This is a genomic window from Flavobacterium sp. LB2P53 (assembly GCF_003970305.1).
GTDB lineage: Bacteria > Bacteroidota > Bacteroidia > Flavobacteriales > Flavobacteriaceae > Flavobacterium.
In genome coordinates, this window is record NZ_RYDG01000004.1 from 210,291 (window position 1) to 233,345 (window position 23,055).

General features: G+C 35.2%; 16 protein-coding genes and 1 pseudogene. 10 read left to right on the forward strand and 7 right to left on the reverse strand.

Annotated elements, in window-relative coordinates; translation table 11 throughout:
* Window positions 1-7 precede the first annotated feature (7 nt).
* Entirely contained in the window at window positions 8-973 is a 966-nt protein-coding gene (locus EKL95_RS07160) for a sodium-dependent bicarbonate transport family permease (protein ID WP_126563840.1), read from the forward strand.
* 212 nt (window positions 974-1,185) lie between these two features.
* Here EKL95_RS07160 and EKL95_RS07165 read toward each other — a convergent pair whose 3' ends face one another.
* Complete coding sequence (locus tag EKL95_RS07165; RefSeq protein ID WP_126563841.1) at window positions 1,186-1,740, reverse strand: REP-associated tyrosine transposase; 555 nt, start codon at window positions 1,738-1,740, stop codon at window positions 1,186-1,188.
* An 83-nt stretch (window positions 1,741-1,823) separates the two neighbouring features.
* Here EKL95_RS07165 and EKL95_RS07170 point away from each other — a divergent pair.
* Window positions 1,824-2,030 (forward strand): annotated as a pseudogene (locus EKL95_RS07170) (RNA pseudouridine synthase); the annotation flags it as partial.
* 50 nt (window positions 2,031-2,080) lie between these two features.
* Here the strand turns inward: EKL95_RS07170 and EKL95_RS07175 are convergent.
* The 4 genes from EKL95_RS07175 to htpG form a co-directional block, all read right to left on the reverse strand.
* Window positions 2,081-2,497, reverse strand: coding sequence for a YybH family protein (locus tag EKL95_RS07175; protein WP_126563842.1), 417 nt, complete (start codon window positions 2,495-2,497; stop codon window positions 2,081-2,083).
* A gap of 416 nt (window positions 2,498-2,913) precedes the next feature.
* Window positions 2,914-3,480, reverse strand: a complete 567-nt coding sequence (locus tag EKL95_RS07180) for a hypothetical protein (protein ID WP_126563843.1) — start codon at window positions 3,478-3,480, stop codon at window positions 2,914-2,916.
* 413 nt (window positions 3,481-3,893) lie between these two features.
* Window positions 3,894-5,192 carry an erythromycin esterase family protein gene (locus EKL95_RS07185; protein WP_126563844.1) on the reverse strand — a complete coding sequence of 433 codons (1,299 nt, stop codon included), beginning with the start codon at window positions 5,190-5,192 and terminating at the stop codon, window positions 3,894-3,896.
* Window positions 5,193-5,600: 408 nt separating this feature from the next.
* Complete coding sequence (gene htpG, locus EKL95_RS07190; RefSeq protein WP_126563845.1) at window positions 5,601-7,502, reverse strand: molecular chaperone HtpG; 1,902 nt, start codon at window positions 7,500-7,502, stop codon at window positions 5,601-5,603.
* Between the two features lie 180 nt (window positions 7,503-7,682).
* On the opposite strand from htpG, the gene EKL95_RS07195 reads away from it, so the two are divergent.
* The 3 genes from EKL95_RS07195 (at window position 7,683) to EKL95_RS07205 (ending at window position 9,923) form a co-directional block, all read left to right on the forward strand.
* On the forward strand, window positions 7,683-8,159 hold the full coding sequence (locus EKL95_RS07195; RefSeq protein WP_126461565.1) for a lipocalin family protein: 477 nt from the start codon (window positions 7,683-7,685) through the stop codon (window positions 8,157-8,159).
* A gap of 17 nt (window positions 8,160-8,176) precedes the next feature.
* The gene (locus EKL95_RS07200; RefSeq protein WP_126563846.1) at window positions 8,177-8,872 is read left to right on the forward strand and encodes an OmpA family protein; all 696 of its coding nucleotides are present in this window, start codon (window positions 8,177-8,179) and stop codon (window positions 8,870-8,872) included.
* 103 nt (window positions 8,873-8,975) lie between these two features.
* The gene (locus EKL95_RS07205; protein WP_126516102.1) at window positions 8,976-9,923 is read left to right on the forward strand and encodes an ABC transporter ATP-binding protein; all 948 of its coding nucleotides are present in this window, start codon (window positions 8,976-8,978) and stop codon (window positions 9,921-9,923) included.
* A gap of 205 nt (window positions 9,924-10,128) precedes the next feature.
* Here EKL95_RS07205 and EKL95_RS07210 read toward each other — a convergent pair whose 3' ends face one another.
* Window positions 10,129-12,540, reverse strand: a complete 2,412-nt coding sequence (locus EKL95_RS07210) for a prolyl oligopeptidase family serine peptidase (RefSeq protein WP_126563847.1) — start codon at window positions 12,538-12,540, stop codon at window positions 10,129-10,131.
* A gap of 291 nt (window positions 12,541-12,831) precedes the next feature.
* On the opposite strand from EKL95_RS07210, the gene EKL95_RS07215 reads away from it, so the two are divergent.
* The 3 genes from EKL95_RS07215 to EKL95_RS07225 all read left to right on the forward strand — a co-directional run bounded on the left by EKL95_RS07215 (window position 12,832) and on the right by EKL95_RS07225 (window position 15,667).
* Complete coding sequence (locus EKL95_RS07215; RefSeq protein ID WP_126563848.1) at window positions 12,832-13,839, forward strand: 3-oxoacyl-ACP synthase III family protein; 1,008 nt, start codon at window positions 12,832-12,834, stop codon at window positions 13,837-13,839.
* A 151-nt stretch (window positions 13,840-13,990) separates the two neighbouring features.
* The gene (locus tag EKL95_RS07220) at window positions 13,991-14,986 is read left to right on the forward strand and encodes an isoaspartyl peptidase/L-asparaginase family protein (protein ID WP_126461556.1); all 996 of its coding nucleotides are present in this window, start codon (window positions 13,991-13,993) and stop codon (window positions 14,984-14,986) included.
* Entirely contained in the window at window positions 14,987-15,667 is a 681-nt protein-coding gene (locus tag EKL95_RS07225) for a copper homeostasis protein CutC (RefSeq protein ID WP_126461553.1), read from the forward strand.
* Window positions 15,668-15,864: 197 nt separating this feature from the next.
* On the opposite strand, the gene EKL95_RS07230 is transcribed toward EKL95_RS07225, so the two are convergent.
* Window positions 15,865-20,151: a T9SS type B sorting domain-containing protein gene (locus tag EKL95_RS07230; RefSeq protein ID WP_158614848.1), complete on the reverse strand. Its 4,287-nt coding sequence runs from the start codon at window positions 20,149-20,151 to the stop codon at window positions 15,865-15,867.
* 229 nt (window positions 20,152-20,380) lie between these two features.
* Between EKL95_RS07230 and argS the strand changes: the two genes are divergently transcribed.
* Both argS and EKL95_RS07240 read left to right on the forward strand, forming a co-directional pair.
* Entirely contained in the window at window positions 20,381-22,171 is a 1,791-nt protein-coding gene (gene argS / locus EKL95_RS07235) for an arginine--tRNA ligase (RefSeq protein WP_126555075.1), read from the forward strand.
* 52 nt (window positions 22,172-22,223) lie between these two features.
* Complete coding sequence (locus EKL95_RS07240; RefSeq protein ID WP_233584089.1) at window positions 22,224-22,940, forward strand: hypothetical protein; 717 nt, start codon at window positions 22,224-22,226, stop codon at window positions 22,938-22,940.
* Window positions 22,941-23,055: the final 115 nt, after the last annotated feature.

Below are 23,055 nucleotides of genomic sequence, written 5' to 3' on the forward strand. Positions count from 1 at the left end.
TTAAAATATGAATCTTAGTTTATTACTGGATAATTTAACTAATCCTGCCTTGTTGTTTTTTGTGTTGGGAATTATAGCCGTCTATGTCAAAAGTGATTTAGAAATTCCGGAGAATACCTCTAAATTTATATCGCTGTACCTGCTTTTTTCCATTGGTTTTAAAGGCGGACAGGAACTAGCGCACAGTCACTTTACTGTTGACATACTTTGGTCTATTGTTTTTGGGGTATTGATTGCGGTATTAATTCCACTTTATACTTTTTTTATTTTAAAGAAAAAGTTTAGCATTGAGAATTCGGGAGCCATTGCTGCGGCTTATGGATCCGTGAGTGCAGTGACCTTTGTAACGGCCATCTCTTTTTTAGAAATTCAAAATTTCAATTTTAGCGGCCACATGGTTGCTGTTATGGCGCTGATGGAAGCTCCTGCAATCATTATCGGAGTGATTTTAATCCGATTATTTAGTAAGGAAAAAGTTCAAAAAACGAAGATGACCACGATTATCAAACATTCATTTACTAATGGAAGCGTGCTCTTGATTCTAGGTAGTTTGGTTATTGGGTTTTTGGCCAGTGAGCAACAGGCTTTAGGAATTAAGCCGTTTACTACTGATATTTTCAAAGGGTTTTTGGCTTTATTTTTACTAGACATGGGAATTGTTAGTGGACGAAAATTAAATGATTTTTTCAAAAGTGGCTGGTTTAGCGTCTTTTTTGCTATTGTTTTCCCATTGATCAACGGGTGTATTGTTGCTTTCTTAAGTCAATTCGTTACCGATGATGTTGGGAATCGTTTTATTTTTGCTGTCTTAGCGGCCAGTGCTTCTTATATTGCGGTTCCGGCAGCAATGAAAATAGCCGTTCCAAAGGCGAATCCAGGAATATTTTTACCCATGGCTTTGGCAGTAACGTTTCCTTTTAACATTACTTTTGGGATGCCCATTTATTTTTCAATTGTATTGTGTCACCTTTAGACAGTTGCTTTGACCAATGTAGTAGTACTTATTAATTGTTTCAAAAACTATTGGTAATAACATGAATGTTCTTTACAGAGAATCGTTAGCGCAGTTTTGCAAACTGTGCCCATTTCAATTGGCAACTAAAATAAATCTAATAAATCCAATCGCTATTATTTACAGACAATCGTTAGCGCAGTTTTGCAAACTGTGCCCATTTCAATTGGCAACTAAAATAAATCTAATAAAATCACCTCTAATTCATTTTCTAATGCAGCATAATTTCTTGCAGAACTGAAATAATAATCTTCCGGCATCGTTACAATTTTTTCATTTACAGGATTGTTGTGTATGTAATCCATTTTTTGTCTAATAAATTTATTGCTGTAAATATGTTCTGCATGATAGCCGTTTTGCCAAACTTTGTATTGTTGTTCTTGTTTTAAATGCTGACAAGCTTTTTTAAAATAATCCAACATCCATTCTCTCCTGCTTTCCGGTTCTTCAATAATAGCCTGAATAATTTTTTTAGATGTATATTTTTTAAAATCACGCATCACATCGGATAATATAAAACCGTTTGTTGCTTTGCAAAGCAGATGAATATGGCTGTGCATAATACAATATCCATAAATTTCTAAGCCCTTTTGATCTTGACAATAGTGTAACGCTTGTATAATAATTTGTTTTTGATTTAATCGTGTAAAAATATCTACCCAACCCATTGTAGTTATAGTAATAAAATAAGCGTCTTCAGTTGTTGTGGCTTTATACTTTGTCGACATTTTTTGTGTTATTTGTATTGTTTGCTCACTATTGTGGGCACACTTTGCAAAACTGCGCTAACGATTGTGGTATGTCGGCGCGATCGGGCAGACACCATCAAATTCGCGCACAGCTTTCGGCTATTGGCTCACCCATAAAAGGCGATTTAAAATATGGTTTTGATCGAAGTAATTCAGATGGAGGCATTCATTTACATGCTCGAAAACTAGTCTTTACCCATCCTGTTACCAAAGAAAATATGGAAATCTTGGCACCAACTCCTGATGATGTAATTTGGAATGCAATTTAGAAAACTCATTTCATATAAATATTTCGTCACAACCTTTCACTAAAAAAAAACTAACTAGAATGGTCAACTACGATTTTCCAACCTTCTTTAAATTTTTCTACTATTAAAGTAAAAAATCCTTTTTGTTCTCCTTTTTCCATTTGCAAATTCCAAGCACCTAAAACAAAGGCATGTTCGCGATCAATCATTTTTATTTGTTTGATATCAAAAGTTAGAATACCCATTGAAGCTTTGTCAGGATAAACTTGTTGATAGATCTCTAAGTTTTTTTGCCAGCCGTAAAATGGTCCTGTTTTTCCAACAAATAGTAAAGAATCGGATTTTAAATAACCTTGCATATACCCAATCATATCCCCATTATTCCAATCTAAACGTTGTTTTTCTAAAACTGCTTTAATTTCTTTCTCTTGAGCAATTGATAAATGACTACAAAATAAGAGCACTATTGATAATATGATTTTTCTCATTTTTTTTACGATTTGATTGATTTTAACTTTATTGTGGACTACCTTTATCCCTTTTCATAAATCAAATGTATTCAAAAAATCGTGTTCATTCCCATTTAATTTTATGAAATATTGTACTATAAAATACTTGAACTACTTTTTAATTTTTGTACAATTTTACCCCAATATAAAATGCAGCGTTAATTATTTATTCCTGTACGTCTCATGAATTCATTTTCAGGATAAAAAATTAGTTTTTATTTATACTTCTCTTAAACAAAATATGAAAATCCGTTAGCGCGGATTTGCAATCCGTGCCTATTCCAATTAATCAATTAAATATGTTACAGGATACTTTTTTTGAAATTTTGAAATTGCAAATTCCCTTTGTAGATATTCTATGTGCGCACGGATTGCAAATCCGCGCTGTTGCTGTTTTATTTGATTAATATTTTTCTGTTTTCATTTGCATTTAGAAGCAATACTAAGCCTAAAGCAAAAATAGCACAGCTTAAAAGCATTAAATTCCCATTTTTTAATACGAAAAATGAAATACCGACTAATGGAGCTCCAATAATTACCATTAACGAACTTATAGTGTGAGTTTTGATAAAATTTAATGCGTGAACAGACAATCCCACAAAGAGCAATGACGGGCCAATAATAACAAAAGGATATAAAATTGATGGAGTATTACTTATATGATTACTTAATTCAGTTTTAGCAATTTCGTTATTTCCAAAACTCCACATTATGAAGTCAATTGTACAAAGACCTATGTGAGCAATAACCCCTAAAATTGTTAAAAAAGACGCTACCGTATTAAGTCTATTCTTTGGAAAAACTTTGTTAAATGAAATCAGCAATATTACACCAATTAAGTTAAACCAATGTGCAAAATCTATAGGTTTTTTAAAGTATTCTAGTATTGAACCTTGAGAAAACATAATATAACTTATTACAAAAAAAGATAATCCGACTAAGCAAATATTTTTTGGTTTCATAATTTATTTTTAATATTAGACGTTTTATTTTAGTATTTGTTACTTCTCTAATTTACGTTCTACATGTTGCTTACTACCAACTTGTATATACTTGCTACTCTATAGCCAGTATTTACCCAAAATTGGGTAGATTGTCACTATTAAATTGAGGGTTATACACAAATATATAAATAATTCTTTACAAAATAGTATTTCTTTTCTCCTGCTGCTAAACGAAGTTTTAACCTTAAAACGCTCTAAATAGCCGCGATAGAAGTGAAAATCCTTTGCTTTGGCGGGAGCCAAAAGCAAAGATTGTAGCGCATAGCGGGATATATCGGCGCGATCGGGTTTGCCACATCATCCTAAATACAGAACCAACAATAGTATAAGTTAATTGCCCAAAAGCCGTTGTAATGCCTATTGTAAAACGTTTATTTCGTAATCAAAATATTAGTTGGAAGTGTAATATTTTTTACAAAGATTAATCCATCGTACATTTCTGAAAACTTTTTTTGATAAAGATGATTATTTTTGAAATTGAAACCTCCACCACCTGCAACTAGTTGTTTATTTTTCCCTTTAAAGAAATTGGAGGAATTACCATCCAAAGCTTTAGACATATCAATAAAGTAAATATCGTCCTTTGCTTCAATAAGTGTTTCGGCATAAGTTTTGGCAAATGGTTCACTTAATTCAAATTTTTTCCAGCTGGGTTTTTCGTCCTTATTGGAAAAATAACCGGCTAATGTACCTGTACCAAAGTCAAAACCAACACTATAATAATCGTTTTTATAATATTCTTTCAAATGTCTGCCTAAATTATAAATGTTTCGTACGCTATAATTTCCAGCTTTCTTATTATTGATATGTTCGTTATGAGCCCAAATAAAAGCTTTTCCATTTTTTGATTTATTTTCTACTATCCATTTCGCATTTTCAAACATTAGCAAATCTCTATCTTGGCTATGATGATTTTGTACATAGTAAGTATATTTTGATAAATAATTCAATGCTCTTATTGCTGAATTGAACTCATCAATATTTTCGTTTTTAATACCTTTTCTAAAATCAAATAAAATACTCTCAATTTTATTTAGCTTAGGAATTTGAATGTCTGCCCAATCAGTTTTTCCAGAGTATTTCACTTCTTTTTCTACACAATTGTCAACTACTAAAAGAAGTTCTTCACTTAAAGGAATATTATATTTTTGTACTAAATTTCGTATTTCATGATTGATTTTTTTTACAACTTGAATGTCCATACCATAAAAGCGAATTTGCTCGTCCTTAGTTTTATTAAGGTTATAATTTCTCATCCATTCCAAAAGATTGACCACTTCTTTGCAACACCAAAATCCGATGCTAAAATTGTTGGCAATAGTTTCTGCATTTCCTTTTCCACCACTAATCCATTCATTTATTCCAGCTTCTGAAGTGTATGAATCCTCAATAATAAACACTTTGATGCCTTGGTTTTCAACCAGATATTTGAAGAATTTAGCCTTTATATCAAAAAATTCTTTTCCTTGATGAGTACTTTCTCCAAATCCGAATATTTTTGCATCAGCGAACTTTTGAGGGATATTGTTGTTAAATATACTTAGGTTGGTATCTGGATTTGCATCTTCAAGTTTAATTGCATTTTCATTAATCCAGTTTACAGCTTTTTGATTTTGGGCATATGTTTGAAATAATAGAAAAAATGAAATGGCAGAAATAAATATTCTCATATGTTTAATGTTTGTTTAAATGTTTTACAACTTGCTTATGTTTATGATAGAATGATGCAAAGTCAGCCAATTTTGGGTATTGAGGTATGATAAACTACAGACTTTACTTTATTTCAAATATATAAATAATCCTTTACAAATCATCAATTGGTTAGTCCTTTTTCTGAACGAAATTATAACCTTAAAATGTTGTAAATAGCCCCGATAGAAGTGAAAATCCTTTGCTTTGGCGGGAGCCAAAGGCAAAGATTGCAGCGTATAGCGGGACGAAAGTGATTCTGGAAAACAATCGTTCTGCTCCAAAAAAAAAGCTGCCCAAGATTGGACAGCTTTAGTATGTTGGATATTCCGAAGCACGTTCGGAATCAGCGATTCACATAATTTTAGTTGATAAAATGGGTTCGCTGCTTATTTGATCAGCTCAAAACTTCTTTTCACGAAAGCGGTTAATGCTTCTCCTTTCAGTAGGTTTTGTGATAATTTAGCTAAGTCAAGCGCTTGTTTGACCAAACTTTCCTGAGCGTCTTTGTCTTTGTTGTTTAGAATGCTTGTTGCCAACTCAGAATTAGTATTTACAACCAAATTGTACATTTCGGGCATATTTCCCATTCCGAACATTCCACCGCCGCCAGACTGACTCATTTCTTTCATTCTACGCATGAATTCCGGTTGCGTGATGATAAATGGCGAAGCATTGCTATCTAAAGCTTCCAGTTGAACCGAATAATTTTGTTTAGGAACAATGGCTTCTAAAACGGTTTTTAGGTTGGTTTGCTCTTCCTCCGATAATTTAGAAATAGTAGTTTCCTCTTTCTTGATTATATTATCAATATGATCCGAATCCACACGTACAAAAGTCATGTTGCTGTTGTCGCCTTCAATTTTTTGAATTAAATGCGAGATAATTGGAGAATCCAACAATAAAACTTCATATCCTTTGTCTTTTGCAATTTCGATATAAGAGTGTTGTGCTTCTTTATTTCCAGCATATAAAACCACTAATTTCCCGTCTTTATCCGTTTGATTTGCAGCAAGGTTTTCTTTTAATTCTTCTAATGTGTAATATTTGCCATCCACTGTTGGATACAAGACAAACGCTCCAGCTTTTTCGTAGAATTTATCTTCGGAAAGCATTCCGTATTCTAAAACAATTTTGATATCGTTCCATTTTTGTTCAAAATCCGCGCGGTTTTCAGTGAACAACGATTTTAATTTATCGGCAACTTTACGCGTAATGTAATTAGAGATTTTCTTCACCGCAGCATCTGCTTGCAATCCAGAACGAGATACATTCAACGGAATGTCCGGTGAGTCTATAACTCCTTTTAACATAGTCAAAAATTCAGGTACAATTCCTTCAACATTATCCGTTACGTACACTTGATTTTGGTACAACTGGATTTTGTCTTTCTGAATTTGTAAATCCGAACCTAATTTTGGGAAATACAAAATACCGGTTAAGTTGAACGGATAATCAACATTTAAATGAATGTGGAATAACGGTTCTTCAAATTGCATTGGATATACTTCTCTGTAGAAATCCTTGTAATCAGCATCTGATAACTCCGTTGGTTGTTTCGTCCAAGCCGGGTTTGGGTTGTTGATGATGTTGTCAACTTCTACTTCAGTAAAAATTTTGTCTTTATCTTCTGCAGCAACTTCTTCACCCTTTTTTTGCTCTATTTTCTCTGTTTTGGTTCCAAATTTAATTGGAATAGGCATGAACTTATTGTATTTGTTCAGTAACTGATTGATTTTTGAATCTTCTAAAAATTCCAAAGAATCTTCGGCTATATGCAAGATAATTTCTGTTCCACGAGTAGTTTTGTCAGCAGGTTCTAAAGTAAATTCCGGGCTACCATCACAAGTCCAGTGCGCAGCTGGCTCGTCTTTGAAAGATTTAGTGATGATTTCCACTTTTTCAGCAACCATAAAAGCAGAATAGAAACCTAGACCAAAATGGCCAATAATTCCAGAATCTTTAGCAGAATCTTTGTATTTATCCAAAAATTCTTCAGCTCCAGAAAAAGCAACTTGATTGATGTATTTTTCCACTTCATCAGCTGTCATTCCCAGACCTTGATCGATGATGTGCAGTTTTTTGCCTTCCTTGTCGATTTTTACCTCGATAATTGGGTTTCCGTATTCTACTTTGGCCTCGCCAATGCTGGTTAAATGCTTCAGTTTTAAAGTTGCATCTGTCCCGTTCGAAATCAATTCACGCAAGAAAATTTCGTGATCGCTGTATAAGAATTTCTTGATTAAGGGAAAGATGTTTTCTACCGAAACATTAATTTTACCTGTTGTCATATTTTGAATTTTTAAGTTTATTTTTATGGATAAAATCCTTTCAAATAGAATACCAATTATTGTTGAAGTGACAAATTGGCGCAGGCGTTAATTATGATATAAAATAATTTAATTTTGAAACTATTTTGTTTTTATTGCTTTGTATCTTTGTTAAAACATTAATTACATAAATTTCAAACGATGAAAAAAATCATTTTATTATGCACATTAGCGGTTTTAATGTTTGCATGTAAGTCAACATCGGTAACGAGTACGAACACCGATAGAAAAGCTCAGGTCATGATGAAAGGAGACTGGGTGATTAGCGCAGTAACCTATCCAGGTTCACAATATATTAAAGTGAATACGTTTCAACTTGCGGATTCCGAATGCTTTATTGGAAGTACGTGGAAGTTTATTTCGAATAATAACAAAGGGAATATGGCTTTGACCAAAGCAAATTGTGTTTCGTTTAGTTCACCAATTACATGGTTTGTTAACAATGACGAGCAATTTGTATTGAAAGTACTTGATGCAGGTGAAAAAGCGCGAAAAGTGAGAGACGGTTATATTTTACGCCTTGCAAACCAAACGGAAACTTCTTTTCAATTGATCGATAAAATCGATGTAGGAGGAAAAATGACGGATGTCGTGTATCAGTTCCAGAAAGTTAATTAATTAATAAAAATAGCGATATGAAAAAGATTTCAATAGTTGCAATGGCAACAATAATGATTATAGGTTCAATGTTTACCAGTTGTGAAGCAATCAAAAACACCAATAAAACCCAAAGAGGAGCTGGAATAGGTGCTGTTGCCGGAGCCGTTCTGGGAGGTGTTCTTGGAAACAATCTTGGAAAAGGCGGTAATGGAGCAATGGGAGCTGTACTTGGTGGAGTTGTTGGTGGAGTTGCCGGTGGAGTTATTGGTAACAAAATGGACAAACAAGCAAGAGAAATAGATGCAGTACTTCCTGGAGCTGAAGTCGTTCGTGTAGGAGAAGGTATTAAACTGGTTTTGAATGAAAATGCAGTGCGTTTTGATACTAATAAATCTTCATTGACGGCCAGTGCTAAAGCAAATTTAGATAAATTAGTTCCTGTTTTTTCAGAATATCCGGATACTGATATTACGATTTACGGATATACTGACAGCACAGGTCCAGCGGATTACAATTTGAAACTTTCAGGAGAAAGAGCGGCATCAGTTAGAAATTATTTAACTAGCAAAGGGGTTTCTTCCAATAGATTTCAAGTGACTGGTTTAGGAATTGCAGATCCAATTGCCTCCAACGAAACAGTTGATGGCAGAAGTCAAAACCGTCGTGTTGAATTTGCGATTACTGCAAACGATAAAATGATTAAAGATGCTGAATCCGAAGGAAAAAATTAAGTATAAAATACCAAAAAACAAAGGCTGTTTCGTCAAGAAGCAGCCTTTTTTTGTGTCCAAATTGCAATAAAACATTGTAAATTTGCAGTCTTAATTACAGATGATGCTCGAGATAAAAAACATATCCTTTACTTACATTGAAAAGCCCGTAATAGAAGAGGTTAGTTTTGCCATTGCAAAAGGGGAAAACGCCGCTATTATTGGCGAAAGCGGTTGCGGTAAAAGTACGTTGCTAAAACTCATATACGGATTATATGATTTGGATAACGGAACAATTACTTATAATGACAAACCTATTTTGGGTCCCAAATACAATCTGATACCGGGAGAAGATTATATTAAATATTTAGCACAAGATTTCGATTTGATGCCGTACATAACCGTTGAAGAAAATGTGGGCAAGTTCTTGTCAAATATGCATCCGGAACAAAAGCAAGCTCGAGTCCAAGAGCTGTTAGAAATGGTCGAAATGACTGCTTTCGCAAAAGTAAAAGCAAAGTTCCTAAGCGGCGGACAGCAGCAGCGAGTAGCCTTGGCAAGAGTTTTAGCATTAGAACCCGAAATTATTTTGCTCGATGAACCGTTCAGTCAAATTGATTCTTTTCGGAAAAATTCGTTGCGTCGCAATTTATTTAGGTATTTAAAAGACAAAGAGATTACCTGTATTATTGCCACACATGACAGTACTGATGCGTTGTCTTTCTCTGATGAAACTATTGTAGTTCAAAACGGAAAAGTAGTGGCAAAAGGAGATTCTAAATCCTTGTATGAAAACCCGGCTAATAAATATATAGCTTCTCTTTTTGGAGAGGTCAATGAACTGAAATTGTCGCAATTAATTGAACTTGTGGATGAAGCGGATCAGCCGCTTTTATTGTATCCGCATCAATTAAAAGTGGTGGACAACGCCATTATGAAAGTAGTCGTAAAACAATGTTATTTTAAAGGAAGTCATTATTTAGTCAAAGCAGCTTTTGAAAGAAGAGCGATTTTTTTTGAACATGATTCGGAATTAGCATTAAATCAGGAAGTATATTTGATGTTATCCTGATGATTAGTATTCAGTAAACAGTGCTCAGTATTCAGTGATTTTCAGTTCTGATAACTATCGAAAGTAGAAGTCGTTTTCAACTTTTATAAAAGTAGTAATAAACAAAAACCCCAAAGTCAAAGTGAATTTGGGGTTTTGTGCTATGTTAATTTTTTTGTACAACTTACTGATCACTCAATAACTGATCACTGAACCCTTTTTAGAATTAATTCTTTAAATACTTTTCTAAAAACTGGTCTTGTTCCCAAAGCAAATGCAAAATATTTTCTTTGGCTACATAACCGTGTGCTTCTTTTGGCAGAATTACCATTCTTGCCGGAGCACCCAACCCTTTCAAAGCTTGAAAATAACGTTCGGTTTGCAAAGTGAAAGTACCCGGATTATTATCTGCTTCACCGTGTACCAAAAGCATGGGCGTTTTCATTTTATCCGCATTCATAAATGGGGACATCGTGTTATACACTTCAGGAGTTTCCCAGTAGTTGCGTTGTTCGGTCTGGAAACCAAAAGGTGTTAGCGTTCTGTTGTAAGCACCACTTCGAGCGATTCCACACGCAAAAAGATTAGAATGCGTTAGTAAATTAGCGGTCATAAAAGCACCATAGGAATGACCGCCCACAGCTACTTTTTTTCTATTGATGTATCCTAAAGCATCCACGGCATTGATGGCCGCTTCAGCATTGTCAACTAATTGCGTCATGAAATTATCATTGGGCTCCGTTGTTCCTTCGCCAATTATGGGGAAAGCTGCGTCATCAAGAACTACATAGCCTTTGGTTACCCAATATACGAACGATCCATAACTAGGAAATGTAAATTCGTTCGGGTTTTGTGTGCTTTGTCCTGCTGATTTTTTGTCTTTATATTCAGCTGGATAAGCCCAAATCAACAATGGCATTTTCTCTTTTTTGATTTTGTCATAACCAACAGGTAAATATAACGTTCCGGATAATTCAACACCATCTTTACGCTTGTATTTAATCACTTCTTTACTCACGTTTTTGATACTTTCAAAAGGATTTTTGAATGCGGTAATTGGTGTTAGTTTGTTTTTTTGTTTAATATTTCTAAGGTAATAATTTGGGTATTCATTTTTAGACTGGATTTGGACTAAAACCGTTCCTTTTTTGAAGTCTTCAATCTCCAAAACGTCTTCTTTTTTATCGGTGTAAGTCGAAGTATACAACCGTTTTGCTTGCAACGTTTTCAGATTAAATTCACTTATAAACGGGAATTGCCCGTTTTTAGTAAATCCATTACCAATAAGATATGCATTGTCATTTTCGATAGCCAAAACATACCTGTTGTATTGGTTTTTTCTGGTTTCAAAATTTCCAGGATCAGAATATACATCCTGTGAATTTCTGTCGAAAATTACTTTTGGAGCCTGACTTGGATTCGAGGGATTTATTGCATACGTTTTGGTATTACGGGTATCATACCATTCATCTGTAATTATAGCCACGGTATCATTTCCCCAAATTATTCGGTCGTAGCGTTGTGGTGTTTTTACCAATGAAGTAGCGGAAAGATTAAAAGGTGCGTTCCAAAGAAAAACTTCATCTCTGAATTCCACTTTGTTTGCAGGATCTCCACCGTCTAAAGCTTCAGCATAAGTTAATGTTGCGGGTTTGTCGGTTCTCCAGCTCATGTTTCTTTTTCCTTTTCGAACGGCCATAAATCCTTTAGGAATAATCTCCGTCAGCGGCACTTCATTGACTACTTTTACTTCGTTTCCAGCTTTGTCATAGATTACTGATTTTGAAGGAAAACGACTCAACGGGACAATGTATGAAAAGGGTTTTTGAATCGTAGTCAGCATTAGATAATTGCCGTCAGGGGAAAAACTTTCTCCCGCATACATAGCTGCATTTTTGAATAAAGTTGCTGTTCCGTTCAGGTTTACTTTGTACAATTCAGAAGTCATGATGTTCTCAAAATTGATTTCATCATTCTTGTTTTTCAACATATCCGGATAAGTTCTGTTCTGCGATTTTACACCATCGGCGTTTGAAATTATCGGACCGGTTGGTAAATCTTTTTTGGCATCCAAAAGAGCTGCTCTGTTTTTTGGTAACATTTTCACCAAAATAGTTTCGTTGTCATTCATCCAGCTGAACGGACTTCCAATATTAGCATTCACTGTTGCTTCCGTTAATTTGGTGGCTTTCGCCGAAGCAACATCGATAACCCAAAGTTCTACTCCGGAAGCTGTGGTGTGCGAAAATGAGATTTTTGTATCATTTGGAGACCAACCGATAGTACTGATACGAGGATTCGTTGGCAAACCTGTAACCTGTACTTCATTTTTGTCTTTTATTTTGCGTAATTTCAGGTTGTTCACGTATGTAACAGTACTGGAAATATTTGTAATTGGATTAATCCGCAATCCACCCAAACGCAGTTCTTCTTGGTTTAAATCGTCCAGTGATTTATACGTATTTCTGTACGTAAGCAACATGTATTCTTTTTTAGTATCCATCGATACTGAAGGTGCTCTTTCATAATCCGCTAAATCCAATATGGACTGAGATGGTTTTTGATAGGTTAAGTTTTCTTGTGCAAAAGTGGTTAAGCTCAGTCCAAGAAATAAAAAAAATGGAATTTTTAACTTCATAATTTGAATGATTTTAAATTAGCATTGGCAGTATCAATAATTGGTCTAAAATAAATGAATCTTGTTACATTTGGAAACAAAAACTTTTTTTTAACGTTTGAGTCAGATCCGGATGAGGTCACAATAGTATTATTTTTAAGCACTTCAACAGATTGTATTTGTAAGTATAACAAGAAATTGCGCAAAAAAGCATAAAAGTTGTAAATTGCTAAAAAAGTAGTAATTTGTGTGCTCATATTTTCAAGTATGTTTTAAATTTGTACTCGTATTTTAATAAAATAACAATAATATATGTATCATTCAAAAATAGCAGGATTGGGTTATTATGTTCCCGAAAACGTAGTGACTAATGACGATTTGTCCAAAATTATAGACACTAATGATGAATGGATTCAGGAAAGAACTGGAATTCAGGAGCGAAGACATATTATAAAAGGAGAAGACACGACGACTTCTATGGGAGTGAAAGCTGCCAAAATTGCTATTGAGCGTTCTGGTGTTGCTAAGGAAGACATCGATTTTGTGGTTTTTGCCACATTAAGCCCTGATTATTATTTCCCTGGTCCAGGCGTTTTAGTGCAACGGGATTTAGGGTTAAGAACCGTAGGCGCATTAGATGTAAGAAATCAATGTTCTGGATTTGTTTATGCTTTATCAGTGGCAGATCAATATATCAAGACTGGCATGTATAAAAACGTATTGGTAATTGGATCAGAAGTTCATTCTACCGGATTGGATATGACCTCGCGCGGAAGAGGGGTTTCAGTAATTTTTGGAGATGGTGCAGGAGCGGCTGTTTTGAGCAGAGAAGAGGATTTGACCAAAGGAATTTTATCCACACACTTGCATTCTGAAGGGCAGCACGCCGAAGAATTAATTGTAAAAGCGCCCGGAATGGGAGGCCGTTGGATAACAGATATCTTGGCAGATAATGATCTGGATGATGAGAGTTATTTCCCGTACATGAACGGACAATTTGTATTTAAAAATGCAGTGGTTCGTTTTAGCGAAGTAATTAATGAAGGATTACAAGCGAATAATTTGCAGGTTTCGGATATTAATATGTTGATTCCGCATCAGGCAAATTTGAGAATTTCACAGTTTATCCAAAAGAAATTTAACTTGACCGATGATCAGGTCTATAATAATATTCAGAAATACGGTAATACTACCGCCGCTTCTATTCCAATCGCTTTGACTGAAGCATGGGAAAAAGGCAAAATAAAATCAGGAGATACGGTTGTATTAGCCGCTTTTGGAAGTGGATTTACTTGGGGAAGCGCGATTATTAAATGGTAAATAGTAGTACAATAAATCGTATGTCGATTCCAATTGTTCTTTGATAAATAGTCTAAGCCTGCGCAAATTATTGTGCAGGTTTTTTTTATTTAAAGAGGAACCGTTATATTTATAGTTCAAAATTGATGCAACCAATAGTAATACAATCAAAATGACTAATCGTAGAAATTTTTTAAAAACAGCTGCTTTCGCTTCCGCAGCTATGGCTTTACATTCATTCAAAGGGAAACCAGAGGAAGAAAATGATTTTTCATCTAAAAAAGGAAGTAAACCTATTGTGCTTTCGACATGGAATTTTGGAATCCAAGCGAATGCAGCCGCTTGGGAAATTTTAAAAAATAACGGACGAGCTTTAGATGCTGTCGAAGCCGGAGTAAAAATTCCAGAAGCCGATCCTACGGAACGGAGCGTAGGCTATGGCGGAAGACCAGATCGAGACGGTCGCGTCACACTTGATGCATGTATCATGGATGAAAACGCCAATATAGGCTCAGTAGGATGTTTGGAGTTTATAAAACATCCCATTGCGGTGGCTCGCGCTGTGATGGAAAAAACACAGCATGTCATGTTGGTAGGTGATGGTGCTTTGCAGTTTGCGTTGTCGCAAGGTTTTGTAAAAGAAAATTTATTGTTGGAAGAATCTGAAAAAGAATGGAAAGAGTGGTTGAAAACCAGCCAATACAAACCCATTGCCAATATTGAAAATCATGATACCATTGGGATGATTGCATTGGATGCTGACGGTAATCTTTCTGGCGCATGCACCACTAGCGGAATGGCTTTTAAAATGCACGGACGTTTGGGTGATTCCCCGATTATTGGCGCTGGATTGTATGTAGACAATGAAATTGGTGCGGCCACGGCCACAGGACATGGAGAAGAAGTGATTCGGATTTCTGGTTGTCACTTAGTGGTTGAGCTGATGCGCCAAGGAAAATCACCACAAAAAGCGTGTGAGGAAGCGGTTGCCCGAATCGTAAATTTGACCCGTAAAAGAAATAAAAATGTAAAAGATATCCAAGTTGGTTTCATTGCCTTAAATAAAAAAGGAGAATATGGCTCGTATTGCATTCAGGGCGGTTTCAACTATGCTGTCCATGATACATCTGGAAACCGATTAATTGATGCCGATTATTTTTTGAAATAAATGAAAAAAGCACAACTGGAAATTGCCTGTTTTAATTTAGAATCGGCTATAATTGCTGAAAATAGTGGTGCTGACAGGGTTGAATTGTGTGTCAATAGAACAGCGGGCGGAACAACGCCAGATTTAGAACTTACTAAAATTGTTCGCGATAAAATCACCATCGACTTGAATGTTATGATTCGGCCTCGTGGTGGGAATTTCGTTTATTCTGATTCTGAAGTGGCACAAATGAAATCAGAAATCTTGGCATTCAAAAAACTTCAGGTTGATGGTTTTGTTTTTGGAATTTTAAAAGAAGACGGTAGTATCAGTGAACAACAAAATAAGGATTTAGTTGCTTTGGCAAACCCATTGCCTTGTACGTTTCATCGTGCTTTTGATGGAGTAGAAAATAAATTTCAAGCACTTGAATCGCTAATCGGATGTGGTTTTAAAACCATTTTGACCTCTGGACAAGAAACAAATGTAGTTGACGGTATCGATGTTTTGGCAGCCTTAGTTAGAAAAGCAACTGACCGAATTATAATTATGCCGGGCGGCGGTTTGCGTTCTGTTAATATTACCGCATTAAAACAAAAAACAAAAGCTATTTTCTATCATTCTTCCGCAATTATTGATGCAGGGGAACTAGCAAATCAGTTGGAGATCCAAGCCCTAAAAGCAAATTTAGAATCCCTGTAAAACTTTATAAATCAAAAAACCCAGAGTTGGCATACTCCGGGTTTTTCTTTTTGTAACAAACTATTAAAATGAGTTTCTTTTGATTTAGAGTAGACTAAGGAAAGGCTAGTTTGTTACAAGCATTTTGCTTTTTTTATTTAAATAACAAAAAAAAGGTTTTATATTAATAAAAACCTTATAAAATAATAGAGAAGTTTTTATCGTTTCAAAGAAAAATGGGATTTATATTCTTTTAAAACAGAGTCCTCAGTATAGGAAATTGAAAACCAGTAATCATCCGCTGGGAGTGCATATCCATTGAAAGTTCCATCCCAACCGGAACCGTTAGGCAATAGTTCTTTCAATAGTTTTCCATAACGATCGAAAATATATAATTTTAAATTTTCTTGATTTGGTATTCCGGTGATGTTCCAGGTATCGTTAAATCCATCTCCGTTTGGAGTGAAGAATTTAGGACTGTTGATAAGTTTCACTGTTACTGGAATGGTGAAAGTTCCGCAATTGGCATCGCTGACCGTTATTTCATGAATTCCGGAACTCACATTGGTGAATACATTACGCTCTTGAGGGGAACCTCCATCTAATGAATATAAGAAATTGCTTCCATCACCTACAAATGGGATGGCAATAACAGTTATGGTTTGGTTGTCCGTGAACCACCCACTGGTTGTATAAGTTACAGAGGCTGGTTTTGAAGATTCAATAACCGTAAAAGGGACGCTGTCAGCAGTACAGCCAAAAATGGATAAGTTCGTAACAGTGAGCGTATAGTTTCCAGGTTCATTTGTTGACAAATTCTCAGCTGTACCTACTAAAGTTCCATCTTCACTTTTCCATTCAAAGGAATATTGTGGTGCAGTAAATCCACTTTCAATCAAGGCATCGGTAGTGATTCCGGTATCAATATCGATACAAATGGTAGGAACGATAAGGACTGGTTTTGGTTTTTTGGTGATAGTAATTACCATCGGTTTTTCGGCAGGACAAATCACTGTTCCTGATGTTCCTGATTGGGCATAGCCATAAATAGTGGTTGAAACAGTGATGAAATCCCCTGGGAATTTTTCAGTGTTGTTGCTTCCTGGACCACCTGGATTAGTGAAATATCGTGTTACAGGAGCTGTATACGAAGGAAGTTCAAAAGATTCACATCTGGTGACAGGAGTAATAGGTGTTATAATTGGAGTGTTATAAATGGTGACAATAAAAGGGTCTTCATCAATGCAGGTAACTCTATTGTTGTTTTCTACATATACAAAAAGCGTTGCTGTGGTAGTTATTGGGGAATAAGGAGGCAGTAATTGCACTCCAGTTCCATAGGGACCATTTGAAGCGGTGTAATAACTTCCAATCCCTACTATGGTTGGTAAATTAAAACTATTGCAGGCATATTGATCTGCTATGTCATTTACAAAAGTGACTAAAACATATATGCTGTATTCCGATACACAGCTGTTAGTGACGGTAGCAGGAGCATAAACATAGATTGTTTTTGAGGTTTTCAAAATGGTACCGGGAGGTAAAACAGGATTTGTGGGCGATGGTCCGCCTGCAAATTCGTAATATTCTCCGTTTATCAAATTATCTAAAATATAATTTTGGCCACATCGAATAACTTCAACCGGTTTTGCATCAATTGCAGGCGATTTATTAATGGTAATTAAGAACTCTTCTTGCACATAACAGGGTCCGGAAGTAGCTTTGTCATAAAAATACATGATTTGCGTTGTCGTTACAGGATAGCCCACTGGCCGAAGCGCACCGGTTCCTAAAGTTCCCGTGAAATAATTTCCTGAATGTGCTACTGCAGGTAAATAATAGACGTCGCAATGCGGATCTGTATCTGCTAATACTGGTAAAGGAGTAATATTTACCGTAATGGTAAAACGTAAATTATCGGTACACGTTTGACCTGTGACATAAAACCAAAGTGTTGTAGTGGCATTAATGAATGTTCCGGCAGGAATAACTGTTCCGCCACCCGCAGGAGCAGTTCGATATTCTCCTACTGTTAATGCAGGCAGTTTGTAGGCAGAACAGGAATTTACATCTGTTGGAGGCGTTATGCTTAATAGATTAATAAAAACTTTAAATGTTTTTTCATCAGCACAATTTTTTGGAGACGTAGCTGTTTCTTTATAGACGTAGATTTGAGTAGTTGTATTTATTACTGTTCCTGCAGACAAAAGAGATCCGCTCTTGCTACTGCCTGTATAGTAGACGCCGCCATTGAGATCCGCCGGCAGGATATAGGATGTACATGCAAATTGATTTACATAATTCGGCAATGCAGTAAAGGGTATTATTGTGATGTCAAAAGGGTTTTCTTGTGTACAAGACGGGGTAACCGTAGTATCCTCAAACCATACATATATCCTGTTTATTCCCGGAGTATTTATTGTGGATCCAGCAGCTAATTGTGTGTTTCCTGGGGCGCTACTGCCTCCGCTTTGAGTGAAATATTTACCATAGGGCAAAAGCGGAAGCTTATATTTTGTACAATAGGTTTCAGAAGCGGGTGTGATAGTACTTAAATTTGCAATAGTAATATTAAAAGAATCTTGGTTGGTACACACTCCGGATTGATTGAAAACATATAAATTAGTTGTCGTTGTAGATATCACGTTTCCGGCAAAAAGTTGTGTTCCAGTTCCACTAGTTCCAGTCCAATATTGTGCTCCGGCATTTAGCAATACAGGTAAGGTATAAGACGTACAAACAAACACATCGTTTAATACATCGACTTTAGGTAATGGAGATACTAATAATTGAAAACTAGTAACAACATAACAATTAGGATTTGTAATATTTTGTAAACGCACCCACAACGTTGCACTTGGCGATAACAATTGGTTGCTCGAATTTAGAGTTATGATGTTTGCATTGTTATTAGCTCCTACTAATGAGGAGTGAAAAGTAAGTATCTTGTCCGAGGTATTTTGAGAACCTATGATCGATGCAATTTGTGACGTCAAATTGAAATTAGCTTTTAAAGGGCTTTCAGATAAATTTCTGGAGCATAATGTTGCAGCTGCCGGGGTATTTGCAATTTGTGGTGGCGGAACAATAAGCAATTGGAAAGACCTGATTTCATAGCATAATGTATTTGGGTTTTCAATTCTGACAAAAATTTGCTTGCCACTTTCAATACTCGCAATCGTCTGAAGGATTGGTACTGCGCCAGTATTCCCAATGGCATCTCCATTAGTTAGGTGATAGGAAATAATAGTGTCTGCGGGCAAATCATCTAAAACACCAGCTGTTCCGGACGATTGGTTAACGCCGGCTAGAATGATTATGCTGTTTTTATTTAAATCAAAATCAGAGGATGAAGCTCCGGTATCACAGGCGTAAATGTTAGGAACGGTATTTAATACACCAATCTTAGGATAAATTTCTATAATGATTTCATCGGTAACCGCGATGCATTCAGGTTCTTTATACGTGACACTGTAGGTATGAATTCCGGAACTAACCAGTGGAGTAATTGTGTTGAGGTCTAATGTTTCTCCTGTTTGTGCCGGAGAAAATGCTATTCCTTGTTTTTTCCATACAAAAGTGGTTCCGGGACTTAAACCCATTGCAGATAATGTTGGTAAAGTATTTCCAGGACAAATAGCAGTATTGTTCGCCACTGTGTAATCAAGTCCTAATACATCTTGTCCGATGTTAAAGCTATTTGCTTCTAAAAAAATGGCAGAATCATAACCTGTATTATTTCCTCCATCGGCAATAACTAATTTGATGCGATAAATATGGTTGATATCTAAACCGGTCGCTGAAGCTAACATTGAAACAGTTTGTCCATTAAAATTTATTGCAGGACCAAATCCACTGCCGTTAAAAGCTCCAAAATAGTTAGGATTGGCAGAAGGACAATTCTGATTATAGGCATCATCTCTTATTGTCTCCACAGAAACCGGAACAGTTGTATTTGGAATTACGGCTAAATTTATATTTGAACTTCCAGCCGTTACATCTTTTAAAAGAAATGCAAATGCATCAGAGAAGTTACATTGGGAGGTTCCGTACTCTTCTGAAGCAAAAACAAAGGAGAAATTAAAATTAGGTGTTTTTGGTTGAAAATCAAATTCAATGTAACTCGCATTTATAGAATTAATAGTTATTCCTGATTGAGAAAGTAAATTTCTTTCCAAATCAGTATCGCCCAGCCAAGCTGAATTACCATCACTTAAAATAGTAGTATTGGGACTGATAATTTTATTAACATCTCCGGTACTCAAAACGACACCATTTGCGAACGGGAAATTTGCATTGCTGTTTTCAAAGTAACCAATACCATTTGTTGAGCCATAAAACGAACCGGATTTATAAGTGACATTGGTTCCGGATACACAAGGTGAATTGATTAAGATATCATTAATCAATTGATCCGCCGTGTAAGTAGATGTATTGATTGTTACCGATTGTGAAAAACAAACGGCATTAAATAATAATAAAAACAGGAGTTGAATTTTTTTCATATTATTAATTAATTGCATATTTCAAATATACAAAAAACCGATAAAAAGTAAATTAATACGATGCAATAGTATTTTTAAACATATTTGTAATTTTAATCCTATAATTTACTAAAAATTCTTCTCTGAAGAATAGAATCTTTAGTAATGCTATTATGAGTTTCCATATCGATTTTCTAAATGATTTTTCTAATTAAATACTATATTTGTAACCTTAAAATAAACACATAAAATGACATTATCACAAATTCTTACGCCTTCGATCGAAAAAGCGGTTCAAGCCATATTTGGCATTGCTATTGACAAAGTAGAATTTCAAACTACACGCAAAGAATTTGAAGGAGATATCACTGTGGTTATTTTCCCATTATTGAAAGTAGTCAAAAGTAATCCTGTAGAGCTAGGGAATAAAATAGGAACTTATTTGGTCGAAAACATGGTAGAAGTGAGTCGATTTAATGTTGTTTCAGGATTTTTAAATATTGTTATTTCTGATGACTATTATTTGGATTTCTTTAATGAAATAAAAGACGATTTACGCTTTGGTTTCGTTACTCCATCCCGAAGCGTCGGGACTGAAGACAAAGCCGTAATGGTGGAATATTCTTCACCAAACACCAATAAACCATTGCATTTAGGTCACGTACGCAACAATCTTTTAGGATATTCGGTGGCAGAGATTATTAAAGCTTCTGGTAAAAAAGTGTACAAAACTCAAATCATTAATGATAGAGGAATCCATATTTGTAAATCGATGTTGGCTTGGCAAAAATTCGGAAACGGAGAAACTCCAGAATCAACAGGATTAAAAGGAGATAAATTAGTTGGTAATTATTATGTTGCTTTTGATAAAAAGTACAAAGAAGAAATAGCGCAATTAATAAGCGCAGGTAAAACAGAAGAAGAAGCAAAGAAACAAGCACCAATTATTTTGGAAGCGCAAGAAATGTTACTAAAATGGGAAGCAGGAGATGAACAGGTAATCACGCTTTGGAAAACTATGAACCAATGGGTTTATGACGGTTTTGCTATTTCGTATAAAAACCTTGGAGTCGATTTCGATAAATATTATTACGAAAGTAATACCTATTTATTAGGAAAAGATGTTGTTCAGATTGGTTTAGACAGAGGCGTTTTCGAAAAAGATCCGGATGGTTCCGTGTGGATTGATTTAACGGACGAAGGTTTAGACCGTAAAATTGTATTGCGTTCTGACGGTACTGCAGTTTATATGACGCAAGATATTGGTACGGCAATCCAGCGTGTGAAAGATTATCCAGATGTAGGCGGAATGGTTTATACCGTAGGAAATGAGCAGGATTATCACTTTAAAGTGTTGTTTCTTATCTTGAAAAAATTAGGTTTTGATTGGTCTAAAAACCAATTTCATTTATCATACGGAATGGTAGATTTGCCTTCTGGAAAGATGAAAAGCCGTGAAGGAACGGTTGTTGATGCCGATGATTTAATGCAGGAAATGATAGATACAGCGCAAAAAATAGCAGAAGATTTAGGGAAATTAGACACCTATTCTGCGGAAGAGAAAAGTGAGCTATATAAAACTATTGGTTTGGGTGCTTTGAAATATTATATTTTGAAAGTAGATCCTAAAAAGCGAATCCTATTTAATCCCGAAGAATCGGTAGATTTTGCCGGAAATACCGGTCCGTTTATTCAATATACGTATGCCAGAATTCAATCTATTATTCGTAAAGCGAATTTTGACTTTTCGAATAAATCAAAAGTTGCAATACTTCATGAAAAAGAGAAAGAATTGGTGAAACAGTTAGCGTTGTTTCCTGAAGTGATACAAAATGCAGCACAGCATCACAGTCCGGCTTTGCTTGCAAATTTCACCTATGATATAGTTCGGGAATACAACTCATTCTATCAGGCGGTTCCTATTCTTGGCGAAGAAGATTTTGAAAAGAAAATTTTCCGAGTTCAATTATCTAAAAAAGTAGCAGATACTATAGCGGCTTCCTTTAAACTATTGGGTATTAGTGTGCCAGAAAGAATGTAATAATGGCATATTTTTTGCGTTAATAATTACTTAATAATTTAAAAATACGATTATGAAAAAAATTTCAATCTTAGCTTTACTTGCACTTGTAATAAGTTCTTGTACAAATGATCCCGCTTCAGGAGGGAATGTAACCTTGAAAGCCTCCGCGGTGTCTACAACAGCTAAGACTTCTCTAAATGCTCGTACTGCTGCCTCTACAGTAGTTTTTACTGATTTTAAAATTAATATTGGGAATATCGAATTTGAAACCGACATGGAAGATGCGATGTACAGTATGGATCCTAAATATGATGACGTTAAACTTAATGGGCCTTTTTTATTAGACTTGCTTGATCCAAACCTAACGTTAAGTCCATTTATTACTTCTGTAAATGTTCCGAATGCGAGATATGAGGAAATCGAATTTAAATTCGAAAAATCTACTTTACTTGATGAAATGAATGGTAAGACTTATTTGATTAAAGGAACCATAAATGGGAAACCATTTATTATCTGGAGCGATGAGGATGCCGAACTTGAATTGGATTTTGAAGACCAAAACAAAGATTTCACTATCAACAGTAATGATTTGTCTTTAAACATTAAAATACATCTTGATGCTTTAATGAATAAATTAACAACTTTGGCAGACCAAGGCCTATTATTAGATACCGATGGAGACGGAGTTATCGAAATTAGTACTGGTAATGAAGATAGTCACAACGATATTGGCGACTTCATAAAAAATTTACTAGAAAATGAAACAGATTTAGACGACAACGATTAATCTAAAGTTAATTGATCGTATAATAAAAGAGGCTATCTGAAGAAGATAGCCTCTTTTTATTTATAATACTATTTAAACTTCAAAATCAAATGCTTAAATTTGCGCCTTAATTAAA